Source organism: Pantoea phosphatilytica (assembly GCF_051025615.1).
Classification (GTDB): domain Bacteria; phylum Pseudomonadota; class Gammaproteobacteria; order Enterobacterales; family Enterobacteriaceae; genus Pantoea.
Genome location: NZ_JBPFDF010000004.1, coordinates 120,766 through 143,648, shown reverse-complemented (window position 1 = coordinate 143,648; position 22,883 = coordinate 120,766). Strand labels below are relative to the sequence as shown.

Annotated in this window: 22 protein-coding genes; 7 read left to right on the top strand and 15 right to left on the bottom strand. The window is 57.9% G+C overall.

Translation table 11 applies throughout. The features are described from left to right. Positions 1-305 precede the first annotated feature (305 nt). From ACR6AS_RS15670 to eptA, 3 genes are all read left to right on the top strand, one after another. Positions 306-914, top strand: coding sequence for a dTMP kinase (locus ACR6AS_RS15670; RefSeq protein WP_111138974.1), 609 nt, complete (start codon positions 306-308; stop codon positions 912-914). Positions 915-1,189: 275 nt separating this feature from the next. Continuing rightward, on the top strand, positions 1,190-2,503 hold the full coding sequence (locus ACR6AS_RS15665; protein WP_434162883.1) for an NAD(P)/FAD-dependent oxidoreductase: 1,314 nt from the start codon (positions 1,190-1,192) through the stop codon (positions 2,501-2,503). 443 nt (positions 2,504-2,946) lie between these two features. Beyond that, positions 2,947-4,587, top strand: a complete 1,641-nt coding sequence (gene eptA, locus ACR6AS_RS15660) for a phosphoethanolamine transferase EptA (RefSeq protein WP_111138945.1) — start codon at positions 2,947-2,949, stop codon at positions 4,585-4,587. A 64-nt stretch (positions 4,588-4,651) separates the two neighbouring features. Here the strand turns inward: eptA and ACR6AS_RS15655 are convergent, their stop codons facing one another. The 13 genes from ACR6AS_RS15655 to ACR6AS_RS15595 form a co-directional block, all read right to left on the bottom strand. After that, complete coding sequence (locus ACR6AS_RS15655; RefSeq protein WP_111138944.1) at positions 4,652-5,329, bottom strand: anti-sigma factor; 678 nt, start codon at positions 5,327-5,329, stop codon at positions 4,652-4,654. Next, a complete protein-coding gene (locus ACR6AS_RS15650) occupies positions 5,326-5,874 on the bottom strand; it encodes a sigma-70 family RNA polymerase sigma factor (protein WP_111138943.1) in 549 nt (182 codons plus the stop codon). Before ACR6AS_RS15650 ends, ACR6AS_RS15655 begins: the two co-directional genes overlap by 4 nt. Positions 5,875-5,934: 60 nt before the next feature. Further along, positions 5,935-6,495, bottom strand: coding sequence for a fasciclin domain-containing protein (locus tag ACR6AS_RS15645; RefSeq protein ID WP_199559976.1), 561 nt, complete (start codon positions 6,493-6,495; stop codon positions 5,935-5,937). A gap of 266 nt (positions 6,496-6,761) precedes the next feature. Beyond that, positions 6,762-7,541, bottom strand: a complete 780-nt coding sequence (locus ACR6AS_RS15640; protein WP_111138941.1) for an ATP-binding cassette domain-containing protein — start codon at positions 7,539-7,541, stop codon at positions 6,762-6,764. Next, a complete protein-coding gene (locus tag ACR6AS_RS15635) occupies positions 7,538-8,224 on the bottom strand; it encodes an ABC transporter permease (protein WP_111138940.1) in 687 nt (228 codons plus the stop codon). The genes ACR6AS_RS15640 and ACR6AS_RS15635 overlap by 4 nt, the downstream gene beginning before the upstream one ends. Before the next feature lie 9 nt (positions 8,225-8,233). Continuing rightward, entirely contained in the window at positions 8,234-8,959 is a 726-nt protein-coding gene (locus ACR6AS_RS15630) for an ABC transporter permease (protein WP_199559975.1), read from the bottom strand. 6 nt (positions 8,960-8,965) lie between these two features. Further along, positions 8,966-9,814, bottom strand: coding sequence for a transporter substrate-binding domain-containing protein (locus ACR6AS_RS15625; protein ID WP_199559974.1), 849 nt, complete (start codon positions 9,812-9,814; stop codon positions 8,966-8,968). 19 nt (positions 9,815-9,833) lie between these two features. Then, the gene (locus tag ACR6AS_RS15620; protein WP_111138939.1) at positions 9,834-11,021 is read right to left on the bottom strand and encodes a M20 metallopeptidase family protein; all 1,188 of its coding nucleotides are present in this window, start codon (positions 11,019-11,021) and stop codon (positions 9,834-9,836) included. Between the two features lie 378 nt (positions 11,022-11,399). Continuing rightward, the gene (locus ACR6AS_RS15615) at positions 11,400-12,125 is read right to left on the bottom strand and encodes a DJ-1/PfpI family protein (RefSeq protein ID WP_434162877.1); all 726 of its coding nucleotides are present in this window, start codon (positions 12,123-12,125) and stop codon (positions 11,400-11,402) included. A gap of 111 nt (positions 12,126-12,236) precedes the next feature. Continuing rightward, positions 12,237-13,136, bottom strand: a complete 900-nt coding sequence (locus ACR6AS_RS15610; protein WP_434162875.1) for an alpha/beta fold hydrolase — start codon at positions 13,134-13,136, stop codon at positions 12,237-12,239. 50 nt (positions 13,137-13,186) lie between these two features. Continuing rightward, positions 13,187-13,789, bottom strand: coding sequence for a TetR/AcrR family transcriptional regulator (locus tag ACR6AS_RS15605; RefSeq protein ID WP_111138936.1), 603 nt, complete (start codon positions 13,787-13,789; stop codon positions 13,187-13,189). 190 nt (positions 13,790-13,979) lie between these two features. Beyond that, positions 13,980-14,303, bottom strand: coding sequence for an AzlD domain-containing protein (locus tag ACR6AS_RS15600; RefSeq protein ID WP_434163181.1), 324 nt, complete (start codon positions 14,301-14,303; stop codon positions 13,980-13,982). Then, complete coding sequence (locus ACR6AS_RS15595) at positions 14,300-14,968, bottom strand: AzlC family ABC transporter permease (RefSeq protein WP_418803818.1); 669 nt, start codon at positions 14,966-14,968, stop codon at positions 14,300-14,302. The genes ACR6AS_RS15600 and ACR6AS_RS15595 overlap by 4 nt, the downstream gene beginning before the upstream one ends. A gap of 111 nt (positions 14,969-15,079) precedes the next feature. On the opposite strand from ACR6AS_RS15595, the gene ACR6AS_RS15590 reads away from it, so the two are divergent. Continuing rightward, positions 15,080-15,628: a helix-turn-helix domain-containing protein gene (locus tag ACR6AS_RS15590; protein WP_111138934.1), complete on the top strand. Its 549-nt coding sequence runs from the start codon at positions 15,080-15,082 to the stop codon at positions 15,626-15,628. Here the strand turns inward: ACR6AS_RS15590 and ACR6AS_RS15585 are convergent, their stop codons facing one another. Beyond that, positions 15,629-15,967, bottom strand: coding sequence for an ASCH domain-containing protein (locus ACR6AS_RS15585; RefSeq protein ID WP_434162871.1), 339 nt, complete (start codon positions 15,965-15,967; stop codon positions 15,629-15,631). 116 nt (positions 15,968-16,083) lie between these two features. On the opposite strand from ACR6AS_RS15585, the gene zigA reads away from it, so the two are divergent. Next, on the top strand, positions 16,084-17,313 hold the full coding sequence (zigA, locus tag ACR6AS_RS15580; protein ID WP_434162869.1) for a zinc metallochaperone GTPase ZigA: 1,230 nt from the start codon (positions 16,084-16,086) through the stop codon (positions 17,311-17,313). Between the two features lie 93 nt (positions 17,314-17,406). Next, a complete protein-coding gene (locus ACR6AS_RS15575) occupies positions 17,407-18,585 on the top strand; it encodes an NAD(P)/FAD-dependent oxidoreductase (protein ID WP_293772568.1) in 1,179 nt (392 codons plus the stop codon). A gap of 3 nt (positions 18,586-18,588) precedes the next feature. Here ACR6AS_RS15575 and ACR6AS_RS15570 read toward each other — a convergent pair whose 3' ends face one another. Then, positions 18,589-19,959 carry an aldehyde dehydrogenase family protein gene (locus ACR6AS_RS15570; RefSeq protein ID WP_293772570.1) on the bottom strand — a complete coding sequence of 457 codons (1,371 nt, stop codon included), beginning with the start codon at positions 19,957-19,959 and terminating at the stop codon, positions 18,589-18,591. A gap of 460 nt (positions 19,960-20,419) precedes the next feature. On the opposite strand from ACR6AS_RS15570, the gene ACR6AS_RS15565 reads away from it, so the two are divergent. Then, a complete protein-coding gene (locus ACR6AS_RS15565; protein WP_111138929.1) occupies positions 20,420-21,349 on the top strand; it encodes a RepB family plasmid replication initiator protein in 930 nt (309 codons plus the stop codon). Positions 21,350-22,883 lie beyond the last annotated feature (1,534 nt).

Here is a 22,883-nt window from a genome sequence, read left to right as displayed (position 1 = left end):
TTTCATCCGCCGTGGCGATACCGCAGAGGAAGTGGAGAACCGCAACGGCAAGGGCCTGATCAGACCGCGATACTTTTCGTTTTCCCTCCGGCGTTCTTACACTACACTGCTCCGCTGACCATCCCACGTTATCCGCAAAACAGGGCGCTCAGGATGTCGGATCGCTGCCCCGGATGATCCTGCAGCCTGCCGGATCGCTCCGCGGCACCCAGGATTGCAGATGAAAACAGACCCGGCCCGCAACAGAGAATGCTTATGTCAGATCCCCGCTTTATCCGTCACGCCTGCTGCCTGTCATTCCAGTGGTGAACCGTCCGCTGTTTGTCACGCTGGATGGTCCCAAAGGCGTCGGGAAAACCACCCTGCTGGAAGCGATCACCCAGGGCCTGAGGGCAGAGAAACGCAAGGTGGTCCGGCTTTGCGAGAGGAAAAGCGATCCTTTCAGATCGGAAACCATGTTGCTTGTGAACCGGCTCGTCAGACAGCCCTCTGCTGAGCTGGAACGGGAAATTTGTGAACGCTTTGCCCGCAGCCGCGCCTGGATTTCACAGCAGGTTCTGACCAGACAGCCAGCCGACAGCATTATCCTGATGGACCGCTGGTATCCCTCAGATGCCGCGTTTCGCCGGATGATCCCATTTGCAGAGATCTTACGGCTCAACAGGGAGCACAACGTGCGTGTGCCGGACCTGCACGTCGGCGTAGTGACCGCCTCTGAGGTGTCGTGGGCAAGAGCCGCAGCACGATCGCGGGGCCTGGGCAGTACGGTGATCCACCGGCTGGAAGAGCACGCGGCTTCTACCCGCGCCTTCGAGCAGGAGATAGCCCGCAACGGCTGGTTGCTGTGCCGCAATGAGGGGAGCCTGAATGAGGCGATGCTGCAGATCATTAAGGCAATCAACGCACTGCGCTGACTTCTCAGGCTGGCATAACGCGCCCCCGTTCCATTGTCAGCTACCTGCCGGAGCAACATGCGTTGAAAGCACCGCCTGCGTCTGCGGGACATGATTCTGCGGAATCGGGTAGGCCCCGCCTGCGGGCATCCATCCCTGCCGCGCACAGCAGCAAAATGAAAAATCTTCACCTGACGTTTCCTTGTCTGAAATCAACGCTGGTCAGATTAGCGCTGGCCCGCATACGCCGCTTTCTCTTATAAATTGGCTTCATTTTTCAGATGAGGCACAGGGAATTGCGCTACGCATCACTACCATTCAACCACAATCAGGTGGGCTGGCCAGCGGGTCAGTACGCCTTTGCCCCCCAGCCGATGCTGCGGGGTCGGTTTACAGCCGACTGGCTTATCGTCGGAGCAGGATTTGCCGGTGTGGCGTTTGCGCGCCGCCTGTCGGAAATCAATCCCGATCTGAGGATACTCATCGTCGACGCCTGCAGCCCGCGCGACAGTTCATCGGCCCGTAACTCCGGCTTTGTCATTGGCCTGCCCCATAATATCGGCAGCTCAACGGCCGAATTAAAAAAGGCCAGCGCCTATCGTCATTTGCTGCAGGAGGGCATCCGGCAGCTGGAGCAGGTGATCGCTCAGCATCACATTGAGTGCGACTGGGAAAAGGTGGGTAAATATCACTGTCAGGCCGAACGGGGTAACGACCGTATTCTGCAGGAGTATGCCCGTCAGCTCGATTCAATGGAGGAGCCCTGGACGCTGGCAGAGGGGGACGCGCTCTATCAGAAACTCGGGACGCGCTTTTACAGTCAGGGCATCTATACGCCGGGCTGCGTACTGGTCAATCCGGCGCAGCTGATTGCCGGCCTGAACCACTGCCTGCCCGAGAACGTACAGCGTTTCGATAATACGCCCGTGCTGGGGATGCGCTACGGCAGCGTGGCTGAGGTGCTGACCCCTTATGGCGTGATTACTACTCCCAGAATAATGCTGGCGACTAACGCATTATCGCCAGAGCTGCGACCAGGTCTTTCACGTCAGGCGGCGATGGCGACCTTTGCCAGCCTTACCGATCCGCTGACGGCGGAGCAGCTGGCGTCTCTGCCGCCGATGCAAAGCTGGGGGCTTACGCCGGTCAATGCTATTGCCGGTGCCACCTTCCGCTTTACCCCCGACCGCCGTTTCCTGATCCGTCAGCATGTGATCCCCGCGCTGAAAGGTCAGATAAATGCCGTGCAGACCTGGCAGGCAACTCAGCTGCATCAGCACTTGTTCCATAAAGTCTATCCAACCCTGCGCGAAGTCAGCATCAGCCAGACCTGGTCCGGGACCCTGAGCGTCACGCGCAACGGCGCGCCGGAGTGGGGCCAACTGAACCGGTTTGTCTGTACGGCAGGCGGCTGTAACGGCGCGGGTGTGTCAAAGCAGACGGTCGCAGGCAGCCTGCTGGCTGATTTCATGCTGAAACAGGATAACCCGCACCTGGCAGATATGCTGTCGCTCGGTAAAGCCAGTTTTATGCCCCCCTCACCGTTGCTGGATATCGGGATTGCCCTCTCGCTGCAGAAAGAGCGTTATCTGGGCAGAAAAGAGGTTTAACCGTCAGCGTAATCGGAAAGAAGCGCAGCGATAAACTACTCTACTGACCGGAGTCTCAGCGGACACGTCTCCGGGGCGTGTCTGCTGAACCTGGCATCATCGACCCGCCTGATTCACCGTAACTGCACGCCCTGCTTAACTAACCAGGCCGCCTTTAGCAAAACAATGTGATCAGCATCACACATCAACGATGATAATCGCACTATCTGTAGCAAAAAGTTCATTAATGCTTAACAGTATTGGCCCTGAAAAGGCCCCCATGCGGCCCCCGCCCTGTTCGCTGTTTCATCAGGAAAAAGGTAATAACGTGCCATTTTATTAATGACGATCCCTGACTTCGTTTATTTGCTCTAACCGGCGCAAAATTCTGATTAATTCTAGCCCGCCCACTCAGAAATTAATTTTTATTTGTTCAGCTCTCTTCAGGGTTATGGAATACCTTCATGCCACGATTCAGAATCACTCAGCCCGCGTTGCACCGCGTGACATTCATTATTTTATTCTCGCTCTATATTTCGGTTTTCCTTAACCTCCCTTTTTACCGCCAGGCCAGTTCACTCATTCCGTTTAACGGCGCGGGTAACCTGCTCTTTTTCCTCTCTATGCCGGTGGTGGCGTTCTGCGTCATTAATATGGTGGTGACGCTCGCCTCCTTTTTGTGGCTCGACAGGATAATCATTGCGCTGTTTGTCATGATTGCCGCCACCGCGCAGTACTTTATTCAGCACTACGGCATCGTCCTCGACCGCTCGATGATCACCAACATGGTGGATACCACGCCCGCTGAAAGCCTGGCGCTGCTGACGCCTCAGATGATCCTGGTGATAGTGGCGAGCGGCGTGTTTGTCGCGGCGCTGGCCTTCTGGCCTGCGTTTAAACAGGCCGTTCCGGTGTGGAAAGGGGTCGTACAGCGCGGCATCAGCCTCACCCTCTCCCTGCTGCTTATTGCCCTGATTGCCCTGGTTTTTTATAAAGATTACGCCTCGCTGATTCGCAATAACCATTCGCTATTAAAATCACTCAGCCCCTCGAATTTTATTGCCGCGTCACTCTCTTACTACAGCCATCGCGAGCGGGCCAACCTTCCGCTGGTGAAAATAGGCGAGGATGCCCGTCAGCGGCCTCAGCGGCTGAACGGCCCGAAAAAGAACCTGACGATCCTGGTGGTGGGTGAAACCTCACGGGCCGCTAATTTCTCTCTGGGCGGTTACGGCCGGGAAACCAATCCATTGCTGGCAAAAGAGGATGTCGTCTATTTTCCGGCGACCTCTTCCTGCGGCACCTCCACCGCCGTCTCCGTTCCCTGCATGTTCTCAAATATGCCGCGCAGCCATTATGACGATGCGCTGGCCAGCCATCAGGAGGGGCTGCTGGATATCCTGCAGCGCGCCGGGCTGAGCGTGTTATGGAATGAGAATGATGGCGGCTGCAAGGGTGCGTGCGCACGGGTGCCGAATCAGGAGATGACCGACCTCAATCTGCCGGAGATGTGCATCAACGGCGAATGCTACGACGACGTGCTTTTTCATGGTCTGGAGGCGTACATCAGCCAGTTGCAGGGCAATGGCATTATCGTGCTGCACACCATTGGCAGTCACGGGCCCACCTACAACCACCGCTATCCCCCGGCGTTCCGCAGATTCACACCCACCTGTGAAACGAAACAGATTCAGGAGTGCTCTCAGGCGCAGCTGATCAACACTTATGACAATACGATCCTCTATGCGGACTACATCGTTGATAAAGCGATAGCGTTACTCAAAGCCCATCAGGCGCGATTTACGACCAGCCTGGTGTATCTGTCAGATCACGGTGAGTCTCTGGGCGAAAACGGTGTTTATCTGCATGGCCTGCCCTACGCCATTGCGCCCGACGTTCAGACCCACGTTCCGCTGCTGATCTGGCTGTCGCCGGACTACCAGCAGCGTTATGGCGTGGACTATCACTGTCTGGGCCAGCATGCCGCGACGCAGAAATATTCCCACGACAATCTCTTTTCCACGCTGCTGGGAATGACGGGCGTGCAGACCCGCGAATATGTCGCCACTGACGACATTCTGGCGAGCTGCAGACGTCAGCCCTGAGCACCGGCCCGGCAGCACAGCCTGCTGCGGGCCGGATGGTTAAAAGCGCAGGTCTGCGGCCCGATCAGAGAAGTGTGACCCTGCCCTGGAAAACGACCGGCCCCGATGGCCCGGCCTGTTTAGAGCCGCCCAGCGGTTCGAGACTGACCGCCAGCACCGTCTGGTTATCCAGCGCCCCGGCGGGCAGTTTAAAGGCATTGCCCTCGCGACGCGCGATCAGCCCCAGCGACTGCGGTGCGGCACTGCCTTTGATCAGCCATAGCTCAAAGTTTTTATCCGCAGGCAGCGTGATGTTGAGGGCAGACACCTCAATCAGCGAAGCGGACTTATCCAGACTCACCACAAACTGCGCATCAGGCCGCGCCCCGCTGAGCACCGCCACCGGCTGCAGAGCAGGGGTAACATCGGGCCTGGTCACGTAACTGACGATCAGAAAGCCCGCCAGCGCCGCCGCCAGCCCCCAGCCGAGCCAGAATCCGGGATGAGCGGATATGCGGGGTGAAGAGGCTGTGGGAGCGGCGCGGCTGAGATCCCGCTCAATCCGCTGCCAGACGCCGGGCGCAGGCGCGACCGCCGGGGTGATGCGATCGAGTCCGCTAAAGGCTTTCTGCCAGTGCAGCACTTCGGCAGCAAAGGCTGCGTCCTCATTAAGCCGTTTATCCAGCGACTGACGGGTGGCGTCATCGGTCAGCCCAAGCACATATTCCGCGGCGACAAGGTCTTCGTTTTCCTGAGCACTCATAGGCCTATGCACTCCCGCAGATGGGTTAACGCGCGACGGATCCAGCTTTTTATGGTGCCTTCCGGCTGGCTCAGGGAGAGGGCAATTTCACTCTGGGACAGGCCACGATAATAGGCGAGCGAAAGCGTCTGGCGCTGCTCTGACGGCAGATGCGCCATACAGTGCTGAAGACGGCGCGCCTCTGCATGTCCGCCATCGGCAGAGAGCAGGGTATGTAAGCCCGCTTCCGCTTCGGTAATCTCCTCCATCGAACAGCACCGGTTATCATGTTTTCGCAGAAAATCGATCGCCCGATTGCGGGCGATGTGACAGAGCCATATCTGCGGTTCGCTGCGCCTGTCGTCGTAATAGGTTGCCGATTGCCAGATCTGAAGGAAGGTGTCGTGGAGGATCTCTTCTGCCCAGTCACGGCGCCGGACCATACGCAGGATAATGCCGAACAGCTTCGGAGAGAGGCTGTGATAAAGCTGCGCCAGCGCGGCTTTGTCGCCACAGGCAATCTGATTCATTAACTCAGCCTGAATGTGAGGCACGTTTTTTGTCATCGTCTTCCCTGTTAAAGGTGTAGCCACATCAGTGGCTACACACAGTATAGATGACACCTTTTATGGCATCAGCACGGTATCGATAACGTCAATGACGCCATTACTCTGGTTCACATCATAGGTGGTGATATTGGCAATGTTGCCCTGGGCATCTTTCAGCTGGATGTTGTGCGGGCCGTTTGCCATCACCCACAGCGCGCCACCCTGCACCGTTTTCAGTTCGGCTTTGCCGCCACCCGCTTTGATTTTTTTCTGCAGCGCTTTCATATCCAGTTTCCCGGCCACGACATGATAGGTCAGCACGCTGGTGAGTTTCTGTTTGTTTTCGGGTTTCAGCAGGGAGTCGACGGTGCCCTGCGGCAGTTTTTCGAACGCGGCATTAGTCGGCGCGAAAACGGTAAACGGCCCTTTGCCTTCCAGCGTCGGCACCAGACCCGCCGCTTTAACGGCCGCCACCAGCGTGGTGTGATCTTTGGAGTTAATGGCGTTCTGTACAATATTTTTCGACGGGTACATCGCTGCCCCACCGACCATCACCGTGTCGCTGTCCATGGTCGCTGCATAAGAGGCACCGCTGAAAACTAAAGCAGAAAAAAGCAGAGCTGGCATGAATGGTTTCATTTTCACTTTCCTCATTGAGTTGACGGACAGGGCCGATGTGCCCTTATCTGTTAATACGAATGAGCAGGGAAAACGGATGCAAAAAATTTAAATTTTTTTTCGGCAGGACGAAATAAAATTTAAGATTATGATTTTTAACAGGTTAAATGGAGCGGCAGCGTACAGAAGAATGCGGAAACGGCCGCGCCATTCGGGTGACTAAATGGCGCGACGTGATATCCGGGTGTACCGCAGGGGGAAATCAGGCGCTGCGGCGCCTGTCTGCGTCAGCCTGCATTGCGTTCAAAATGGCTGTTCACAAAGGCGCGACAGCGAGGGGAGATCGGATCCAGAAAGACCTGTTCCGGTGAGCCAGACTCTTCGATTATGCCCTGATGCAGAAACACCGCTTTGTTCGACACGTCACGCGCAAAACCCATCTCATGCGTCACGATGATCATGGTGCGTCCCTCTTCTGCCAGGCCCCGGATGACCCGCAACACCTCCCCCACCAGTTCCGGATCCAGCGCGGAGGTCGGTTCATCAAACAGTATCGCTTTCGGCTGCTGCGCCAGCGCCCGGGCAATCGCCACACGCTGCTGCTGTCCGCCTGAAAGCTGCGACGGCCAGGCGTCACGCTTTGCATAGAGTCCGACCTTGTGCAGCAGCGCCTCAGCCTCTTCGAGCGCCTCTTTGTGGCTGCGCTTCTGCACATGCACCGGCGCTTCAATGATATTCTGCATTACCGTCTTATGCGGCCACAGGTTAAAGCTCTGAAACACGAAACCGAGCTGCATCCGCATCAGTTTAATGCGACGGCGCTGCTCACGGCTCAGTTTCTCCTCGGCGTTGTCCAGCGTGACGCTGACGTCGCCAACGGCGATCTCGCCCGCCTGGGGCACTTCCAGAAACGGGATGCAGCGTAACAGCGTACTTTTGCCCGACCCGCTTGCCCCGATCAGCGAAATGACGTCGCCATCCTGCGCGGTCAGGCTGATATCATGCAGCACTTCGTGTCCCGCATAACTCTTTCTGAGGTGGCTCAGCATGATGGTAGGTGCGGTCATGAGCGTGCTCCAAAGTAGTAAGGTGATAAGCGTCGTTCCAGCATCGACACCCCTTTACTGACAAGGATGGTCAGCAGCAGGTAGATCAGGGCTGCGCTCAGAAACACCTCCAGCGCCCGGAACGTGGACGAGACGATGGAATCGGCAATGCCGGTCATCTCCATCAGGCTGATGGTACTGACCAGTGATGTCGCTTTGATCATGGAGATGATTTCATTGCTGTAGGCGGGTAACGCCTGACGGACAGCAATGGGTAAGGTGATACGGGTGAACATCTTATACGACGACATGCCCGACACTTTCGCGGCCTCCAGCGACTGCTGACTGACGGCGCGCAGCCCGCCGCGCAGGATCTCCGAGGTGTAGGCCGCATCGTTGAGGATCAGCGCCAGCAAGCCGCACCAGTAAGGATCGCGCAGCAGCGGCCAGAAGAGGCTCTCCCGCACCGCCGGTAAGCTGCCCAGGCCGTAATAGACCATGAAAATCTGGATCAGCAGCGGCGTGCCGCGAAACAGCCAGACGTAGAACCGGCAGAACAGGCTGCCGACGCGCGTCATGCGCAGCAGATTCAGCAGCAGCGCCAGCACGCCACCGCCCAGCAGAGAGAGCAGCGCCAGGTTGATTGTCAGCGGCAATCCTTTCAGCAGCGCCAGCAGCGTCTGCTGTAAAAAGATGATATCCATGAGCTCTCCTTATCCCTTTACGCGCTGTTGACCGCGCATCGCAAACTTTTCCACGTAGCGGAAAACCATATCGGAACAGGTCGTGATAATCAGGTAGATCACCGCCCCGACGCTGTAGAAGAAAAAGGACATCTGGGTGGAGTTTGCGGCGGTAGAGACCTGATTCATGGTCTCCACCAGGCCGGTCACTGAAACCAGCGCCGACTCTTTGATCACCGACTGCCACTGGTTGCCCATGCCCGGCAGCGCGGTGCGTAACGCCTGCGGCACAATAATGCGCCGGAACATCATCAGCCTGCCCATGCCGGTTACGGTGGCCGCCTCCAGCGTGCCGCCCGGAATGGCATAGAAGGCGCCACGAAACACGCCGCTCTGATAGGCCCCCGAAATCAGCCCGATGGCAATCGCACCGGCCACAAAACCGTTGACATCAAACGGCCCCTGAAAGCCCAGCGCGGTGCCGACGGTGGAGACGACCTGGCGTCCGCCGAAGTAGAAGAGATAGATAACCAGCAGCTCCGGCACGCCGCGAAACAGTGTGATGTAGCCTGCCGCCAGCCGCTGCTGCCAGCGCGAACCGGCAATCTGCATCCAGCAGAGCACGCTGCCCAGCATCGCCCCCAGTAGCCAGGCGCAGAGCGACACGCTGACGGTGACGGCGGCGGCGTTAAGCAGCACGCCGCCCCATCCCTCATCGCCGAAGCCCAGTATCTGCCAGTCAATAGTCATCAGCATCCGGGGTTACGCTTTCGGCGCGACATCTTCGCCGAACCATTTGATCGACAGTTTGCTCAGCGTTCCGTCTTTGATCATCGACTCCAGCGCCTGGTTCAGCGCCTGCTGCAGCTCGCTGTTGCCCTTGCGCAGGCCAATCGCCGAGCCGGCACCCAGCACGCCACCGGTGAAGCCATAGCCGCTGCTGCTGATCGCATCGCTCTGTTTTTTCACAAAGGCGTTGAGGTTGGTGCGCGACGCCATCACCGCATCAACGCGGCCATTCAGCAGATCGGCATAGGTTTCCGGACCCGCCTGATAGGTGCGGATCGTGGCGACATCGCCCAGATATTTCTGCAGGAAATCAGCCTGGATGGTGGCGACCTGCACCGCAATGGTTTTGCCTTTGAAGGTGGTTTTCAGATCGTCGATCGCTTTTTTCATTCCGGCTTCGTCATCTGCCGCGACCACCGTGCCGCTGCCCGGCAGGGTCGCCAGTGGGCTTTTTTTCGCGGTCACAAAGCTGGAGACGCTGACGGTGTACTGATGGGTAAAGTCGATCGCTTCAGCGCGTTTTGGCGTTACGGTCACCGCATCGACTACGGCATCATATTTACCGTCGATCAGCCCCGGGATCATACCTGACCACTTCTGCGCGATGATTTCATATTTAAAGCCCGCGCGCTTCGCCAGCTCCGCCACCATATCCGGCTCATAGCCGACGATTTTGCCACTCGGGGTCGTCTGGTTAAACGGAGGATAGGCCGCTTCGGTCGCAAATTTCAGGGTGCCAAAATCTTTCGCCTGGCTGAACGCCGACGTGGCGAGCAGCGCCACGGTCAGTGACGCCGTGAACAGGCGGTTGCGCATCATCATAGAAACCTCATTGTTATAATTAAGAGAGTAAATCAATCGCGAGGCGCGTCAGCGCCTGCGTCCCGGCGGCAATGCTGCGTTCATCCGGCTGATAGTCGGAGTTATGCAGATGGTCATCACGACCCGGTGTGGCAGATCCGATGTGGATCTGGCAGCCGGGTACGCGTTCGGTAAACAGTGAAAAATCTTCTGCTCCAAAGCTGGCACTGGGCTGCCCGACGATCGTCTGATCAAACTGGTGCGACAGGATGGTTTCCAGCGCGTCGATCAGGCGATCGTCATTCATCAGGGGCGGCACGCCACGCTGAAAGTTAACGTCGATGCGCACATTCTGCGCCAGGGCGACGCCTTCACACATCCGTTTGAATGAGGCCTCCATAGCCGCGCGGACCTCGGGCGATTTGGTGCGGATCGTGCCCTGAAACAGGCAGCTGTCGGGAATGATGTTGTGGGTGGTTCCGCCCTGAATATGTCCGATCGTCAGAACGGCGGAGTGCGCGGGGTCGCGTTCACGCGAAATCAGGGTCTGCAGCTGGCTGATAAGGTGGACGGTGGCGATGATCGGATCGGTGCCCATATGCGGCCGGGCCGCGTGGGTCGAGACGCCGTGCACCGTCACATCGAATTCGTCGCTGGAGGCCGTGCTGGACCCGCGCGTCAGGGCAATCTCGCCCGCCGCCAGCTCGGGTTTGTTATGCAGGGTTACGGCCCAGTCGATACCGTCCGCCACGCCATCCGCAATCATGGCGGCCGCGCCGCTGTCCGGCGTCTCTTCCGCGGGCTGGAATATCAGCCGGACCCGGCCTTTAAGCTGCTGGCGGTAGTGCGGCAGGATCGTCGCTACACCCAGCAGGGTCGCCGTGTGAATATCATGCCCGCAGGCGTGCATTTTTCCGGGAAAGCGGCTGGCAAAGGGTAAACCGGTCTGCTCATGGATAGGCAGCGCGTCCATATCGGCGCGCAGCAGCAGCGTTTTACCCGGCTCTGCGCCCTCGATATCGACCACAACGCCGCTGCGGCCTACTCCGCTGCGGGGATGAAGCCCCAGCGCCTGCAGGTAGTCTGTGACCAGACCGGCCGTTCGCAGCGTATCAAATCCTAATTCCGGATGGGCGTGAATATCCCGTCGAATCGCGACTAACTGCGGTTCAAGTTCATTAACTCTGGCTTTTAATTCCCCGGCCAGTCGTGCTTTTTCCTGATTCATAGCAGCCCCGGCAATATGAGGTCGGCAGGCTCCGGCCGACCTTCATTTTATTCATCCTGATGGCGGATGTTGATGACCGTTTATTTATTCACAGCACGTTGCAGAAAGCAACGCGGGAAAAGCGGCAATCAATTACTATAAATCAATAAGATAGAATTAATTATTGGAAAGTCGTATGAGATAACAGCGGATCAGCAATAATATTAATAATCCATCTCGCAACATTACTTTCCCTACTTTTACGGCGGGGGGCCTTTTATTCCAGCACTGAAAATACGTCAGCGTAATTTACGCTGACGTTATGGCGTTCGCATCCGGAATAAATAATCGAAAATCGCCGGACGAAACAGCGCAACCTGGCCGGGCTTTCAGATAGCGTTATTCCGCCCCGTTCCCGCCAGCGTGAGCACGCGGCTGAGCCTGCAACCAGGCAGCCGCCCTTTCTGTTGCCGCACGGCGTGTGGCGATAAAGGGAGCCATCTGAGCCTGTGCCTGTGCCACCTCCTGTGGCGGCGCGGTGCGGGGGGAACCGCTGCTGAAGGGAGGTTCAGGATCATATTCCATCTGCAACTGCACCGCTCTGGCAACGTCTTCACCGGCGATTTCCGCCACCAGCGTCAGCGCAAAATCGATGCCAGAGGTGACGCCCGCGCCGGTGATGCGGTTGCGGTCTCGCACCACGCGCTGGCTGACCGGGTCCGCCCCCAGCAGGGCCAGCTGATCGAGGGAACCCCAGTGGCAGGTGGCACGGTAGCCCTGCAGCAGCCCGGCCGCGCCCAGCACCAGCGATCCGGTACAGACGGACGTAACCCACTGCGCCTGTTCCGCCTGCTGCCGCAGAAAATCCAGCGTGACGGCATCTGACATCAGAGCGATCTGCCCTGGTCCGCCCGGCACACAGATCACATCCAGTGGCGGACAATCCGCAAACGTCATGGTCGGCACGATCGACAGGCCGCGATCGGACCGCACCGGATGACGATCTTTCCAGATCAGGAAGCATTCGACGCCCGGCGTGCGCGCGAACACCTCCCAGGGGCCGGTCAGATCGAGCTGGGTGACATCAGGAAACAGCAACAGGCCTATCTTCAGTGCAGGGTTCATATGAAAACTCCGGGAAACAGTGGCCCCCATCATGCCCGGATGGCTGTTCAGATAGCAATGCGCAGGCCGCGGCGGATTTCTGTAGCGGCGCAGCACATCCTCGCCTGCGCGTTACAACAGCGCCTCTGCGTTTGTCCCGGCCTGTCGGGTAAAAAAACGGGTCAGGATGTCCGCCAGTTTTTCGGGTTGCTCATCCGGTATAAAGTGGCCGCAGTCAGTTATCGTTTCACCATAAACCTGCTGTGCAACAGCACGTAAGGGTGCCGCCATATCAGGAATCGAACCGCGATCGGCACTTACCGCCAGCAGCGGCAGGGACAGTTTACCCTGCTGCGCACGCAGGCGATTCTGCTGTGCGGACTGCTCAAACGCCCGATAGAACGCAAGCCCGGCCCGCAGTGCGCCTGGCTGCTGAAAGACACGCAGATATTCACGCCGGGCCGCCGGATCGATGCGATGCGGGCTGGCGGCTTTCTGGTTGAAAAACCAGTCGAGATAGAGGCCTTCTCTGCCCGCGATCAGGGCTTCCGGCAGGTCCTGCACAAAGTGAAACGCAAAGTGCCAGATTTTCCGGGCGCTCTCCCCTGTCAGCGGCAGCGTCTCCGGAAGCGTGACGCCGGGGATGCCCCCGTCCAGCAGCGCCACCCGGCTGACCTTTCCGCGGTACCGGGCTGCCAGTGACCACGCCACCCAGGCACCGACATCATGACCGGCCAGCGAGAAACGTTCCACGCCGAGCTGTTGCAGCAGCTCGACGATCCGCCCGGCCACCGTGTCCGTGTCGTAACCGTCGGCGGGGAAATCTGAATCTCCCTGACCGGGCAGATCGGGGGCGATAACGTTGAAACGGCGGGCCAGCAGAGGGATCACATCCCGCCAGGCATAGCTGCTCTGTGGAAATCCGGCCAGCAGAACCACGGTTTCCGGGTGATCACCGCCTGCATGCAGATAGTGCAGACGCTGTGAGCCGACAGTGACAAAGTGATGCTGAAACGCGGGATGCGACGACATAGAACCTCCGGATATTAAGGAAACGATCATTTCCTTTATTGGTAAAAAAATTAATCGAGCAGCTTCATCGCCAGTGGAATCACGCTGGCGTCCGGGCGGGTCGCTGCAACTTTACCTGCGACCCTCATCCCCAGCACGACGCAGAGCAGCAGAGAGGCCGCCGGTGCACTGTCGAGCGAGGGATTAACCGAGCCATCCTGCTGCCCCTGAAGGATAAGCTGCTGCAGGTTCTGATAATTACGCATCAGCGCCGCCCCGACCGCGCCCGCCAGCTCTTCATCCAGCGTCTGCAGCTCCACCGCGCTGACCGCCACCAGACAACCGCGCTCGCCTTCTATGTCGCGCACGGAATCCACATAGAACGCCAGCAGCTCTGCCAGTTTTGCCCGGCCGTTTTCACACTGCGCCAGCCGCTGCGACAGGCTGCTGTTACGCATGGAGAGATAGCGGGCAAAAACGTCTGCAAACAGCGTGCGCTTGTCGGTAAAGGCTTTGTAGATGCTGCCCGTGGTAAGCTGCATCGCCTGGCTCAGATCTCCGATCGACGTGGCGTGATACCCTTTCTGACGAAACAGCAGCATCGCACGATCGAGCACCTCATCGGCATCAAAGGCGCGTGGCCGCCCCCGATCCTTGTAGCGGTTATCGTTCATCGCGGGCACCTTTAGGAAACGATCATTTCCCTGAACATAAACCGAATCCCCTGCGGTGTGAAGCTTTTTTATCCTGCCCGGTGAAAGCCGGGGTTTCGGGATCGGGCGGAGCGGACTAGCGCGGGATGAAAGGCGGCCCGAATCTGACCAGGGAACCGGGCCGCCCCGCCGAAAGCGCGGAAGGGAGGCGTCAGGCCACGCCGAGAAAACGCAGCAGCGCCGTCATCATCGCGGCCCCCAGAATGATCATGATCAGCGGTGCCCGCCGCCAGGCCAGCAGCAGCGCAAAGCCCACGCCCGCGACCCGCGCCACACCGGCAAAATGCTGGCCTTCGAACAGCGTGGTGGTTGCGGCGACGGCCAGCAGCAGTATCGTGGCCGCGTCAGAGAGCATCTGCTGCGTGCGCTCACTGATGCGCAGCCGGTTACCCAGCCGGACACCCGCAAAGCGCATCAGATAGGTTCCGACGGCCAGCAGGGCGATGCTGGCGATGATCAATCCCTGGTGCGTCATTTGCGCGATCTCCATGTCAGCAGGCCCAGTAACGAAAACAGTACCGGCATGCCCGCCGGAACCAGGGGCGTCGCCAGCAGGGAGAGGAGTGCGCCGACGGTGGCGGGTAGCCGGGTGCGACGCTGGCGCAGCGCCGGGAAGATCAGGGCGATCAGGATGGCCGGGAAGACGGCATCCAGGCCAATCAGGGAGACATCCGGAATGAACTGCCCTATTGCCGCGCCGGTCATCACGCTCACCGGCCAGATCAGGCCAATCCCGATCCCGCACAGCCAGTAAGCGCTGCGGCGCTGGGCCAGCTGAGGCTGAGAGATGCCAAACACCACGCTTTCATCGTTCATGATGTGGCAGCCAAACCAGCCCGACGGCCCCCTGCCCACCAGATCCTTTACCGCAATGCCAAACGGCAGGTGGCGCGCATTGACCAGCAGTCCGGCCGCGGCGGCGGTAAAGGGACTGCCCCCGCCCGCCACGATGCCGATAAACAGGAACTCCGACGCGCCCGCCAGCACCAGCGTTGACAAGGCCAGCGGCACCCAGAGGGGGAAACCGTCGGCGGAGGCCAGCGAACCATAAGAAAGGCCCACGATCCCGTCCGCCAAGCAGACCAGAAAAATCGCTTTTATCACCCCTTTATCCAGCAACTGCTTCTGCGGAAAAATCATCATCCCCTCTCATAATGAACGTATATTCCGATATAATGAACAGCCGGACATCGTTTTACAAGATGAACGTAACGTTCGATATAAAAAACATTCAGGTTATCAGGAGTGCGTTTGAATACCCCTATCAGCATTATTGCCAATGCCCTCGTGCGGGAACGTCAGCGATCAGGGCTGTCACTGGCTGAGGTGGCGCGCCGCGCCGGCATTGCCAAATCCACGCTTTCCCAGCTGGAGGCAGGAAATGGCAATCCGGGCATTGAAACCCTGTGGTCGCTCTGCGTGACGCTGAATATTCCGTTTTCGCGGCTGCTGGAGCCGGATGCCCGCCGTCTGCAGGTGATCCGGCGCGGGGAAGGACTGACGGTGACGGCCGACCTGGCGGATTATCAGGCCGTTCTGCTGGCCTCCTGCCCGCCCGGTGCGCGGCGTGACATCTATCTGCTGGAGGTTCAGCCCGGCAGCGAGCGCGTTTCACAGCCCCATATTCCCAATACCATCGAGCACATCATTATCGCCAGAGGGCGTGCGCGGGTGGGACCGGTCGACAGTGCGGTCGATCTGGACGTAGGAGATTACATCACCTATCCGGGCGATGAGCTGCATATGTTCCGGGCGCTGGAACCCGATACGCTGGCGCTGCTGGTGATTGAACACACCTGATTAGCCTCCGGCGCGTTTCGCCTCTGTCTGCGCGGGGGTGAGGTGATGGATGAGCTGCACCTCGCTGCTCAGGCAGATAGCCGGATAGTGTTCGCGCATCCCCGCCAGGAGCCACGCATCCGGCCATTCCGCCGCTTTTCCCAGCCGCGCAGCCACCTCACTTAAACGCAGAGTCTCAACGTGCGTCACCCACACAGTGACCGCGTCGGCTGCATCCTGCCGATTTTCCAGTCTCAGCAGGCCAGGGACGATCACCCCCTCCTGCCAGCGTATCGTTGAGGTTTTTTCGCCGCGCCTGACGGCCGGCATCAGGCGCGGAACGAGTGTAAGCCGCTGCATCTTTTCTCCTGCTCATCTGTGGTTATCCGGACAACTAAACACAATTACGGGTTGAAAACAAAATCCTTAATGTTATGTTATAACATATTAATTAACGTGCATTGTAAGGTAACGCTATGACCCTCTCCTCAGTCACTCCCCTCGATCCCCGCCTGCCGGTGGCGGTGCTCTCCGGCTTTCTTGGCGCAGGCAAAACCACCCTGCTTAACCATATCCTGAACAACCGCGAAGGACGGCGGATCGCGGTCATCGTCAATGATATGTCTGAGATCAATATCGATGCGGCGCTGGTGCGCAACGGCGGCGCAGAACTCTCCCGTACCGATGAAAAACTGGTCGAGATGAGCAACGGCTGCATCTGCTGCACGCTGCGTGAAGATCTGCTGCTGGAGGTGAAACGTCTGGCGCAGGCTGGTCGGTTCGACCACCTGGTGATCGAATCCACCGGCATTTCCGAACCCCTGCCGGTGGCGGAAACGTTCACCTTTGAGGATGAAGATGGGGAAAGCCTCTCCGCTTATGCCCGGCTGGACAGCATGATCACGGTCGTGGATGGCCTCAACTTCCTGCGGGATTACCACTCGGTCGACGATCTTCAGTCGCGTGGTGAATCGCTGGGCGAACAGGATGAGCGCTCCGTGGTGGATCTGCTGGTGGATCAGATTGAATTCAGCGATCTGCTGGTGCTCAACAAAACAGATCTGCTGAGCCAGGCGGAACGCCATGAACTGCAGGGCATGCTGCACGCGCTTAACCCGCACGCCCGTATTGTGGAGAGCGAATTCGGCCAGGTGCCGCTGGACGCACTCCTGAATACCGGCCGGTTCGACTTTGATCGGGCGGCTCAGGCACCCGGCTGGCTGCAGACGCTGCGCGGAGAGCATCAGCCGGAATCGGAGGAGTATGGCATCCGGAGTTTTGTCTATCGCGCCCGCCGGCCGTTTCATCCGCAGCGTTTCTGGCAGGTGGTGAACCACGAACTCGACGGGATCATCCGTTCCAAAGGCTACTTCTGGCTGGCCAGCCGCCCCGACTATGCCGGACTCTGGTCGCAGGCGGGCGCAGTGGCGCGTCAGGGATATGCCGGCCGCTGGTGGGTCAGCGTTCCGCGCGCCGACTGGCCGCAGGATGCGGAGTCCCTTAACTTCATCGCCGGACAGTGGCAGGAAGGCACCGGCGATGCGCGTCAGGAGCTGGTCTTTATCGGTATCGAAATGGATGAGCTGCGCATCCGTGCGGCGCTGGATCGCGCGCTGCTGACGGAGCAGGAGATGGCGGCCGGCCCGGAACAGTGGGTTACGCTGGCGGACCCGGTTCCCGCCTGGTTTGACGAGGTAACGGCCTGACGCACCGGTTGACGGCATGGCCGGGCTCCGCAATAGTGACACAACCGCGCGGGTGACGATCGCCCGCCGATCCCTGTTCAGGAGGTGCCGCAGATGCCGCAACGTATTGCCGTTATTGGTGCAGGTGTGCTGGGTTTAGCCGTCGCACAGTGCCTTTCCCGTCAGGGTGCGCAGGTCACCGTTTTCGACAAGGGCTGTCCCGGCGGCGGCACCAGCCAGATCAGTTACGCCTGGGTGAATGCCAACGGCAAGGATCCCGCCAGCTACCACGCACTCAATGCGCACGCGACAGAGGCGCACCGGCGCTGGCAGGCCAGCCATCCGGCCTCGCCCCGCTGGCTGCTGGAAACCGGCACGCTGGAGTGGGCCGCCGATCCCGCTATCCACCAGCAGCTGACCCGGCGTGCCGGGAAACTCACGGCGTTGGGTTATCCCTGTGAAACGCGCGACCGCGAGGCGCTGCTCAGCGCCCTGCCCGGTCTGCGGCTTGATCCCCGCGTTCAGCAGGCGTGGTTTTTTTCCTCGGAATGCCTGCTCTATCCCAGCCTCTACATCGCCTCTCTGCTGGCCGATCTGCACGCCAGCGGGGGGCGACTCATTTCTCAGAGTGAGGTCACCACGCTGGCGGAGTCGGACCGGGGTGTGCATCTGACGCTGGCCAGCGGTGAAGAGTGGCGCGGCGATCAGCTGGTTCTGGCAACCGGCCGCTGGGCACCTGAGCTGCTCAGCCAGTGCGGGGTTGAACTGGCGATGACCAATGCGAACCGTGCCGATCCGGTGGCTTGCAGTTTTCTGGCGCACACCCAGCCGCTGCCGATCCTGCTTAACTGCAATCTGATCACGCCGGAACTTAACGTGCGGCCAGACGGCGGAGGCCGCCTTATGCTGCAGGCGCTCGATCTGGATCAGCATGCCGATCCGGCCCGCCCGGTTTCGCCGGATGGGCTGATTGGCAAAGAGATGCTGCGACGGCTGCAGCGGCTGTTCAGGCACAGTGAGGGGGCAAAAATTGAGAAGATTGAAACCGGGCAGCGGTCGCGCCCGGCTGACGGATTGCCCGCGCTGGGCTATCTCAGTGCATCGTCAAAGATCTATCTGATGGTCACCCACAGCGGCATGACCCTGGCCCCGCTGCTGGGCAGGCTGGTGGCGGAAGAGATGCTGAGCGGCACCGTCTCGCCGATGCTGAATGATTTTGCACCGCATCGGCTGCTGCGACCGCTCAGTGCGGGCATCAGGTGCGCACCCGCCTATCTTCCTGCGGCGCAGTAACCCTCAGCGGCGGTTCTTCCACACGGTCTGTACGTTACAGAATTCGTGCACACCAAAGTGTGACAGCTCACGACCGTAGCCGCTCTTCTTTACGCCCCCAATGGTGACACGCGGATCGGAGGCGCCGTTACCGTTTACAAACACGGCTCCGACTTCCAGCTGCAGTGCCAGCCAATCGGCTGTCTCTTCATTGCCGCTCCAGACAGTGGCGCTGAGGCCAAAATCACTGTCGTTGGCGATCTCCAGCGCATGCCGGGGATCCCGTGCAACGGCGATCGCGGCAACCGGGCCAAACAGCTCCTGACGAAACGCCGTCATGTTGCTGGTGACATCCGCAAGGATCGTCGGTGCATAGTAGTTACCCTGCCCCGCGATCTTTTCGCCGCCCATGACCAGACGCGCGCCTTCCGCCAGTGTGGCTTTGACCTGGCTGTCCAGTTCGTCACGCAGATCGGCGCGCGCCATCGGGCCGAGAAACGTCTTCTCGTCCAGCGGATCGCCCATGGTCAGTGCCTGAACTGCTGCCGTAAAGCGTTTTTCAAACTCGTCGGCAATCGGCGCTTCGACAATAAAGCGTTTGGCCGCCATGCAGACCTGCCCGGTATTCTGGAAGCGTCCGATCACGGCAGACTTAACGGCTTCATCGAGGTCGGCATCGCTCAGCACGATGAAAGGATCCGAACCGCCCAGCTCCAGCACGGTTTTCTTCAGGGCGGCACCCGCCTGCGCAGCGATTGCGGCACCTGCACGGACACTGCCGGTCACGGCAACCGCGGCGATCCGGTCATCTTTAATCGCGACGGACACGCCATCGTTATCGACGTTAATGAGATTAAAGCCGCCTGCGGGCAGATCGGTTGCTCTGAATAGCTCAGCCATCAGTGTGGCGCTTCCCATGACGTTAGGCGCATGTTTCAGCAGATAGGTGTTACCCGCCAGCAGCATGCTGACAGCGCCTCGCAGAACCTGCCACAGGGGGAAATTCCACGGCATGACCGCCAGGATGACCCCAATCGGACGGAATCGCTGCCACGCATCTGCAACCTGAGTCGGCTGATCCGCAAGCATTGCCGGGCCATGTTCAGCATACCAGTCGCATAAATTCGCACATTTCAGGACTTCAGCGCGGGCCTGGGCGATGGGTTTGCCCATCTCCAGCGTGATGGTGCGGGAGAGTTCCGGCTCCCGCTGGCGGAGCTGTTCACCCAGCTGGCGTAATACACGCACTCTGACTGCCATATCGCTGTGTTGCCATTCCGCATATGCCGCCGCACTTTCTGTCAGTGACTGCTCCAGCTCTGCGGCGGATTGCAAAGGCCAGCGCGTCAGAATTTCACCTGTCGCAGGGTTACGTGATAGGACATGTTCAGTCATGATGCCGTTTTCCTCATTCTGTCAGTGATGAAAAAACGATACGCGCTCTCAATGATGATGAAAAATGAATAATAGTGAGGAAGTTGTTTATTAAAAGTGAATCATTACAGGCAGGATCTGTTCAGTCAGACGATCAGGATCCCTGCGTTCTGCTGCTATCAGCCTCCAGGACAGACCGCTGAGGAGCGCCTGTTGCTGAGGTTTTCCACTTATACAGTGACCAGATCCTAAAAAACGATCCTTAACAGATCATAGAGAGATCCAAAGAGATCCCCGATCGTCGCAGGCCGCACACCCCAAGGGCTCAAAGGGTGATCGTGTTCACTATAATCAGTAAAGTGTTCACTGTAATCAGTACTTTATTCACTGTACCAGGTAGAATGTTCACTATAAACAGTGCTAATGTTCACTGTAGTCAGAAAACGATCCTTTTCATCCACAGAATGAAGATCTTAAAACCATGGCAGATAAAGATAAAGAAAACAAAGCGTTACTCGAACCTTTTCTGTCAGTGACCAAAAACAGCGGTGAAGTTATCCAGCTTCATCCCAACAAGAATAATACCGTTCAGCCGGTGGCATTAATGCGCCTGGGACTTTTTGTGCCGACGCTGAAATCGACGGCACGCGGCAAATCCGGTGCGATGGCCTCAACGGATGCCACTAAAGAGCTGAAGAACCTGACGCTGGTGAAAGCCGAGGGCTACGAAAAGATTACCATCACCGGCGCGCGGCTGGATATGGATAACGATTTCAAAACCTGGGCAGGGATCATCCAGTCTTTCTCGCGCTACCCGACCAAAGGCGACACGGTAACGCTGCCGTTTATCGACTTTGTGAAGATGTGTGGTATCCCCTCTGCCAATTCCTCTGCTGCGCTGCGTAAGCGTCTGGATGCCTCTCTGCGCCGTATAGCGACCAACACGCTCTCCTTTGAGGGCAATGGAAAGGCGTACCACACCCACCTTGTTCAGTCTGCCTACTACGATCGTGAAAAAGATATCGTGCGTATCCAGGCCGATCCCAAGCTGTTTGAACTCTACAACTTTGACCATAAGGTGCTGCTTCAGCTTCGCGCCATATCCCGCCTTAAGCGCAAAGAGTCTGCACAGGCGCTTTATACTTTTCTGGAAAGCCTGCCTACCAATCCGGCGCCCATTTCACTTGCGCGTCTGCGGATGCGACTGAATCTGGGTTCGAAAACCACTACACAGAACCATGTGGTGCGGCGAGCTATGGAGCAGCTTAAAGAGATTGGCTATCTGGATTACTCAGAAGTGAAACGCGGGCGCTCCGTCTTTTTCATCATCCACAGCCGCACGCCTAAGCTTGATGGCATCAGCAATCTTGAGAGCATTGATTCCCTGGATGAAATTGAGTTTGATGAGTGATCGCTGACGTTCACTGTAATCAGTATGACTCTGTTGCAGTGTCACCTCTTCTGTCGCTGCTGATGTCAGCTTGTCTTCCACTGCATTCACTGTAATCAGCGCTTAACTGCCTGTTCACTGTAATCAGCACCATTCACTGTAATCAGTGCTCAGCACCCTGCATAAAGCTTTGTCAGTCAGTTACTCACTTTCAATTCCACACCCTATAAGCTCCTGATAGTAAGTGTGTGCTTGCATACTTTTTTGAGTCGGTTTATAACGGCCCCCTTACTGACTACAGTGAATGCGTTGAGGGTCGGCAGGATCGCGGTTTACTGAACACAGTGAACGTCACTGATTACAGTGAATGATGAGCCCTGCTCTGCCGTTAAGGCTGAGGAGATCGCAATGCGGCCTGAAGGAAGGCCTGTTGAGCGGGATGAAAGGCGTGACACTGTTACTGATTACAGTGAATGATGTCAGCAAACGGTCGCTATTCATCTTTCCTGGGGTTACCTGCTGATTACAGTGAACGTTAGCTGCGGGCGCAACGCTGCGCATCCGCTCTTCATTTGCGGGTCAGATCGGCTGCCACTACTGATTGCAGTGAACGCTTACTGATTACAGTGAATGTCAGCAAACGGATTGCTGAATCAGCCATCCGGTTTACTGATTACAGTGAACGACAGATCATCACGCCTTATTACGCAGCTGCCAGATTAAGTCCGTGCAGCCAGAATAAGGCGTTCGGGTAAGCTTGCCAGCACATCCATGCCTGGAGCATTCCTGAGCATACCAGAATGTCCCTTTGGCCCACGCGCTCACGGCAAAGCTTCGTCGATTGATGTTCCCGGACCTCCTCCCGGGTCACGCCGCCGCTCAATTCCCCTCTCTGCTGATTACAGTGAATCTTTGTGCAACGGAGTGGTTTTCACTGACTATAGTCAACGTTTCACTGTTCTGCGGTCACTGACTACAGTGAATATTGAGTAATGCTCTCTTTTGCGACTGCGATCACGGTTAATTTTGACTGTTTTCTCTCCACCATCGCTGTTTTTTCCACCATCTGTGGCTCAACGCCGAAAAGTTTACTGATTACAGTGAACGTCTGGTCGTGAAGCGGTTCCTTTTCGCGCTAAGAAACTGCTGATTACAGTGAACGTCAGACGGATAACTAAACGCACCGGATTACTGATTACAGTGAACGTCTGATGCTTTGCGTTACTGCCTGCTCCCTCAACATTTATGCTGAAATAGACAGAGTCATCCGATCCGGCACGTTTTGCCGACCGCCTTACTGATTACAGTGAACGTTCACTTTTTTCTGTTCGCTTTTCAATCATCTGCCTGTCCGGCTCCTCTCCCGCCTGGCGATCGCCATCTCCATGACTGATTACAGTGAACGTTTTGCTGATTACAGTGAATCTTCTCCGGCGGCTGTGTGGTCATTCTGGCAGTGAAGTAAAAATAATGTGATGAACCTCACCAGAATCGGTGCGGTTGCATATAATCGAAGTTTAGGTTGGCAAGATAAAATATTGCCTCATGTGCAGGA

Excerpts from the sequence above, each read along its gene's own strand:
- eptA (WP_111138945.1), top strand. The coding sequence starts at position 2,947 with ATGCCACGATTCAGAATCACTCAGCCCGCGTTGCACCGCGTGACATTC.
- ACR6AS_RS15655 (WP_111138944.1), bottom strand. The coding sequence starts at position 5,329 with ATGAGTGCTCAGGAAAACGAAGACCTTGTCGCCGCGGAATATGTGCTT.
- ACR6AS_RS15650 (WP_111138943.1), bottom strand. The coding sequence starts at position 5,874 with ATGACAAAAAACGTGCCTCACATTCAGGCTGAGTTAATGAATCAGATT.
- ACR6AS_RS15645 (WP_199559976.1), bottom strand. The coding sequence starts at position 6,495 with ATGAAACCATTCATGCCAGCTCTGCTTTTTTCTGCTTTAGTTTTCAGC.
- ACR6AS_RS15640 (WP_111138941.1), bottom strand. The coding sequence starts at position 7,541 with ATGACCGCACCTACCATCATGCTGAGCCACCTCAGAAAGAGTTATGCG.
- ACR6AS_RS15635 (WP_111138940.1), bottom strand. The coding sequence starts at position 8,224 with ATGGATATCATCTTTTTACAGCAGACGCTGCTGGCGCTGCTGAAAGGA.
- ACR6AS_RS15630 (WP_199559975.1), bottom strand. The coding sequence starts at position 8,959 with ATGCTGATGACTATTGACTGGCAGATACTGGGCTTCGGCGATGAGGGA.
- ACR6AS_RS15625 (WP_199559974.1), bottom strand. The coding sequence starts at position 9,814 with ATGATGATGCGCAACCGCCTGTTCACGGCGTCACTGACCGTGGCGCTG.
- ACR6AS_RS15620 (WP_111138939.1), bottom strand. The coding sequence starts at position 11,021 with ATGAATCAGGAAAAAGCACGACTGGCCGGGGAATTAAAAGCCAGAGTT.
- ACR6AS_RS15615 (WP_434162877.1), bottom strand. The coding sequence starts at position 12,125 with ATGAACCCTGCACTGAAGATAGGCCTGTTGCTGTTTCCTGATGTCACC.
- ACR6AS_RS15610 (WP_434162875.1), bottom strand. The coding sequence starts at position 13,136 with ATGTCGTCGCATCCCGCGTTTCAGCATCACTTTGTCACTGTCGGCTCA.
- ACR6AS_RS15605 (WP_111138936.1), bottom strand. The coding sequence starts at position 13,789 with ATGAACGATAACCGCTACAAGGATCGGGGGCGGCCACGCGCCTTTGAT.
- ACR6AS_RS15600 (WP_434163181.1), bottom strand. The coding sequence starts at position 14,303 with ATGACGCACCAGGGATTGATCATCGCCAGCATCGCCCTGCTGGCCGTC.
- ACR6AS_RS15595 (WP_418803818.1), bottom strand. The coding sequence starts at position 14,968 with ATGATTTTTCCGCAGAAGCAGTTGCTGGATAAAGGGGTGATAAAAGCG.
- ACR6AS_RS15585 (WP_434162871.1), bottom strand. The coding sequence starts at position 15,967 with ATGCAGCGGCTTACACTCGTTCCGCGCCTGATGCCGGCCGTCAGGCGC.
- zigA (WP_434162869.1), top strand. The coding sequence starts at position 16,084 with ATGACCCTCTCCTCAGTCACTCCCCTCGATCCCCGCCTGCCGGTGGCG.
- ACR6AS_RS15575 (WP_293772568.1), top strand. The coding sequence starts at position 17,407 with ATGCCGCAACGTATTGCCGTTATTGGTGCAGGTGTGCTGGGTTTAGCC.
- ACR6AS_RS15570 (WP_293772570.1), bottom strand. The coding sequence starts at position 19,959 with ATGACTGAACATGTCCTATCACGTAACCCTGCGACAGGTGAAATTCTG.
- ACR6AS_RS15565 (WP_111138929.1), top strand. The coding sequence starts at position 20,420 with ATGGCAGATAAAGATAAAGAAAACAAAGCGTTACTCGAACCTTTTCTG.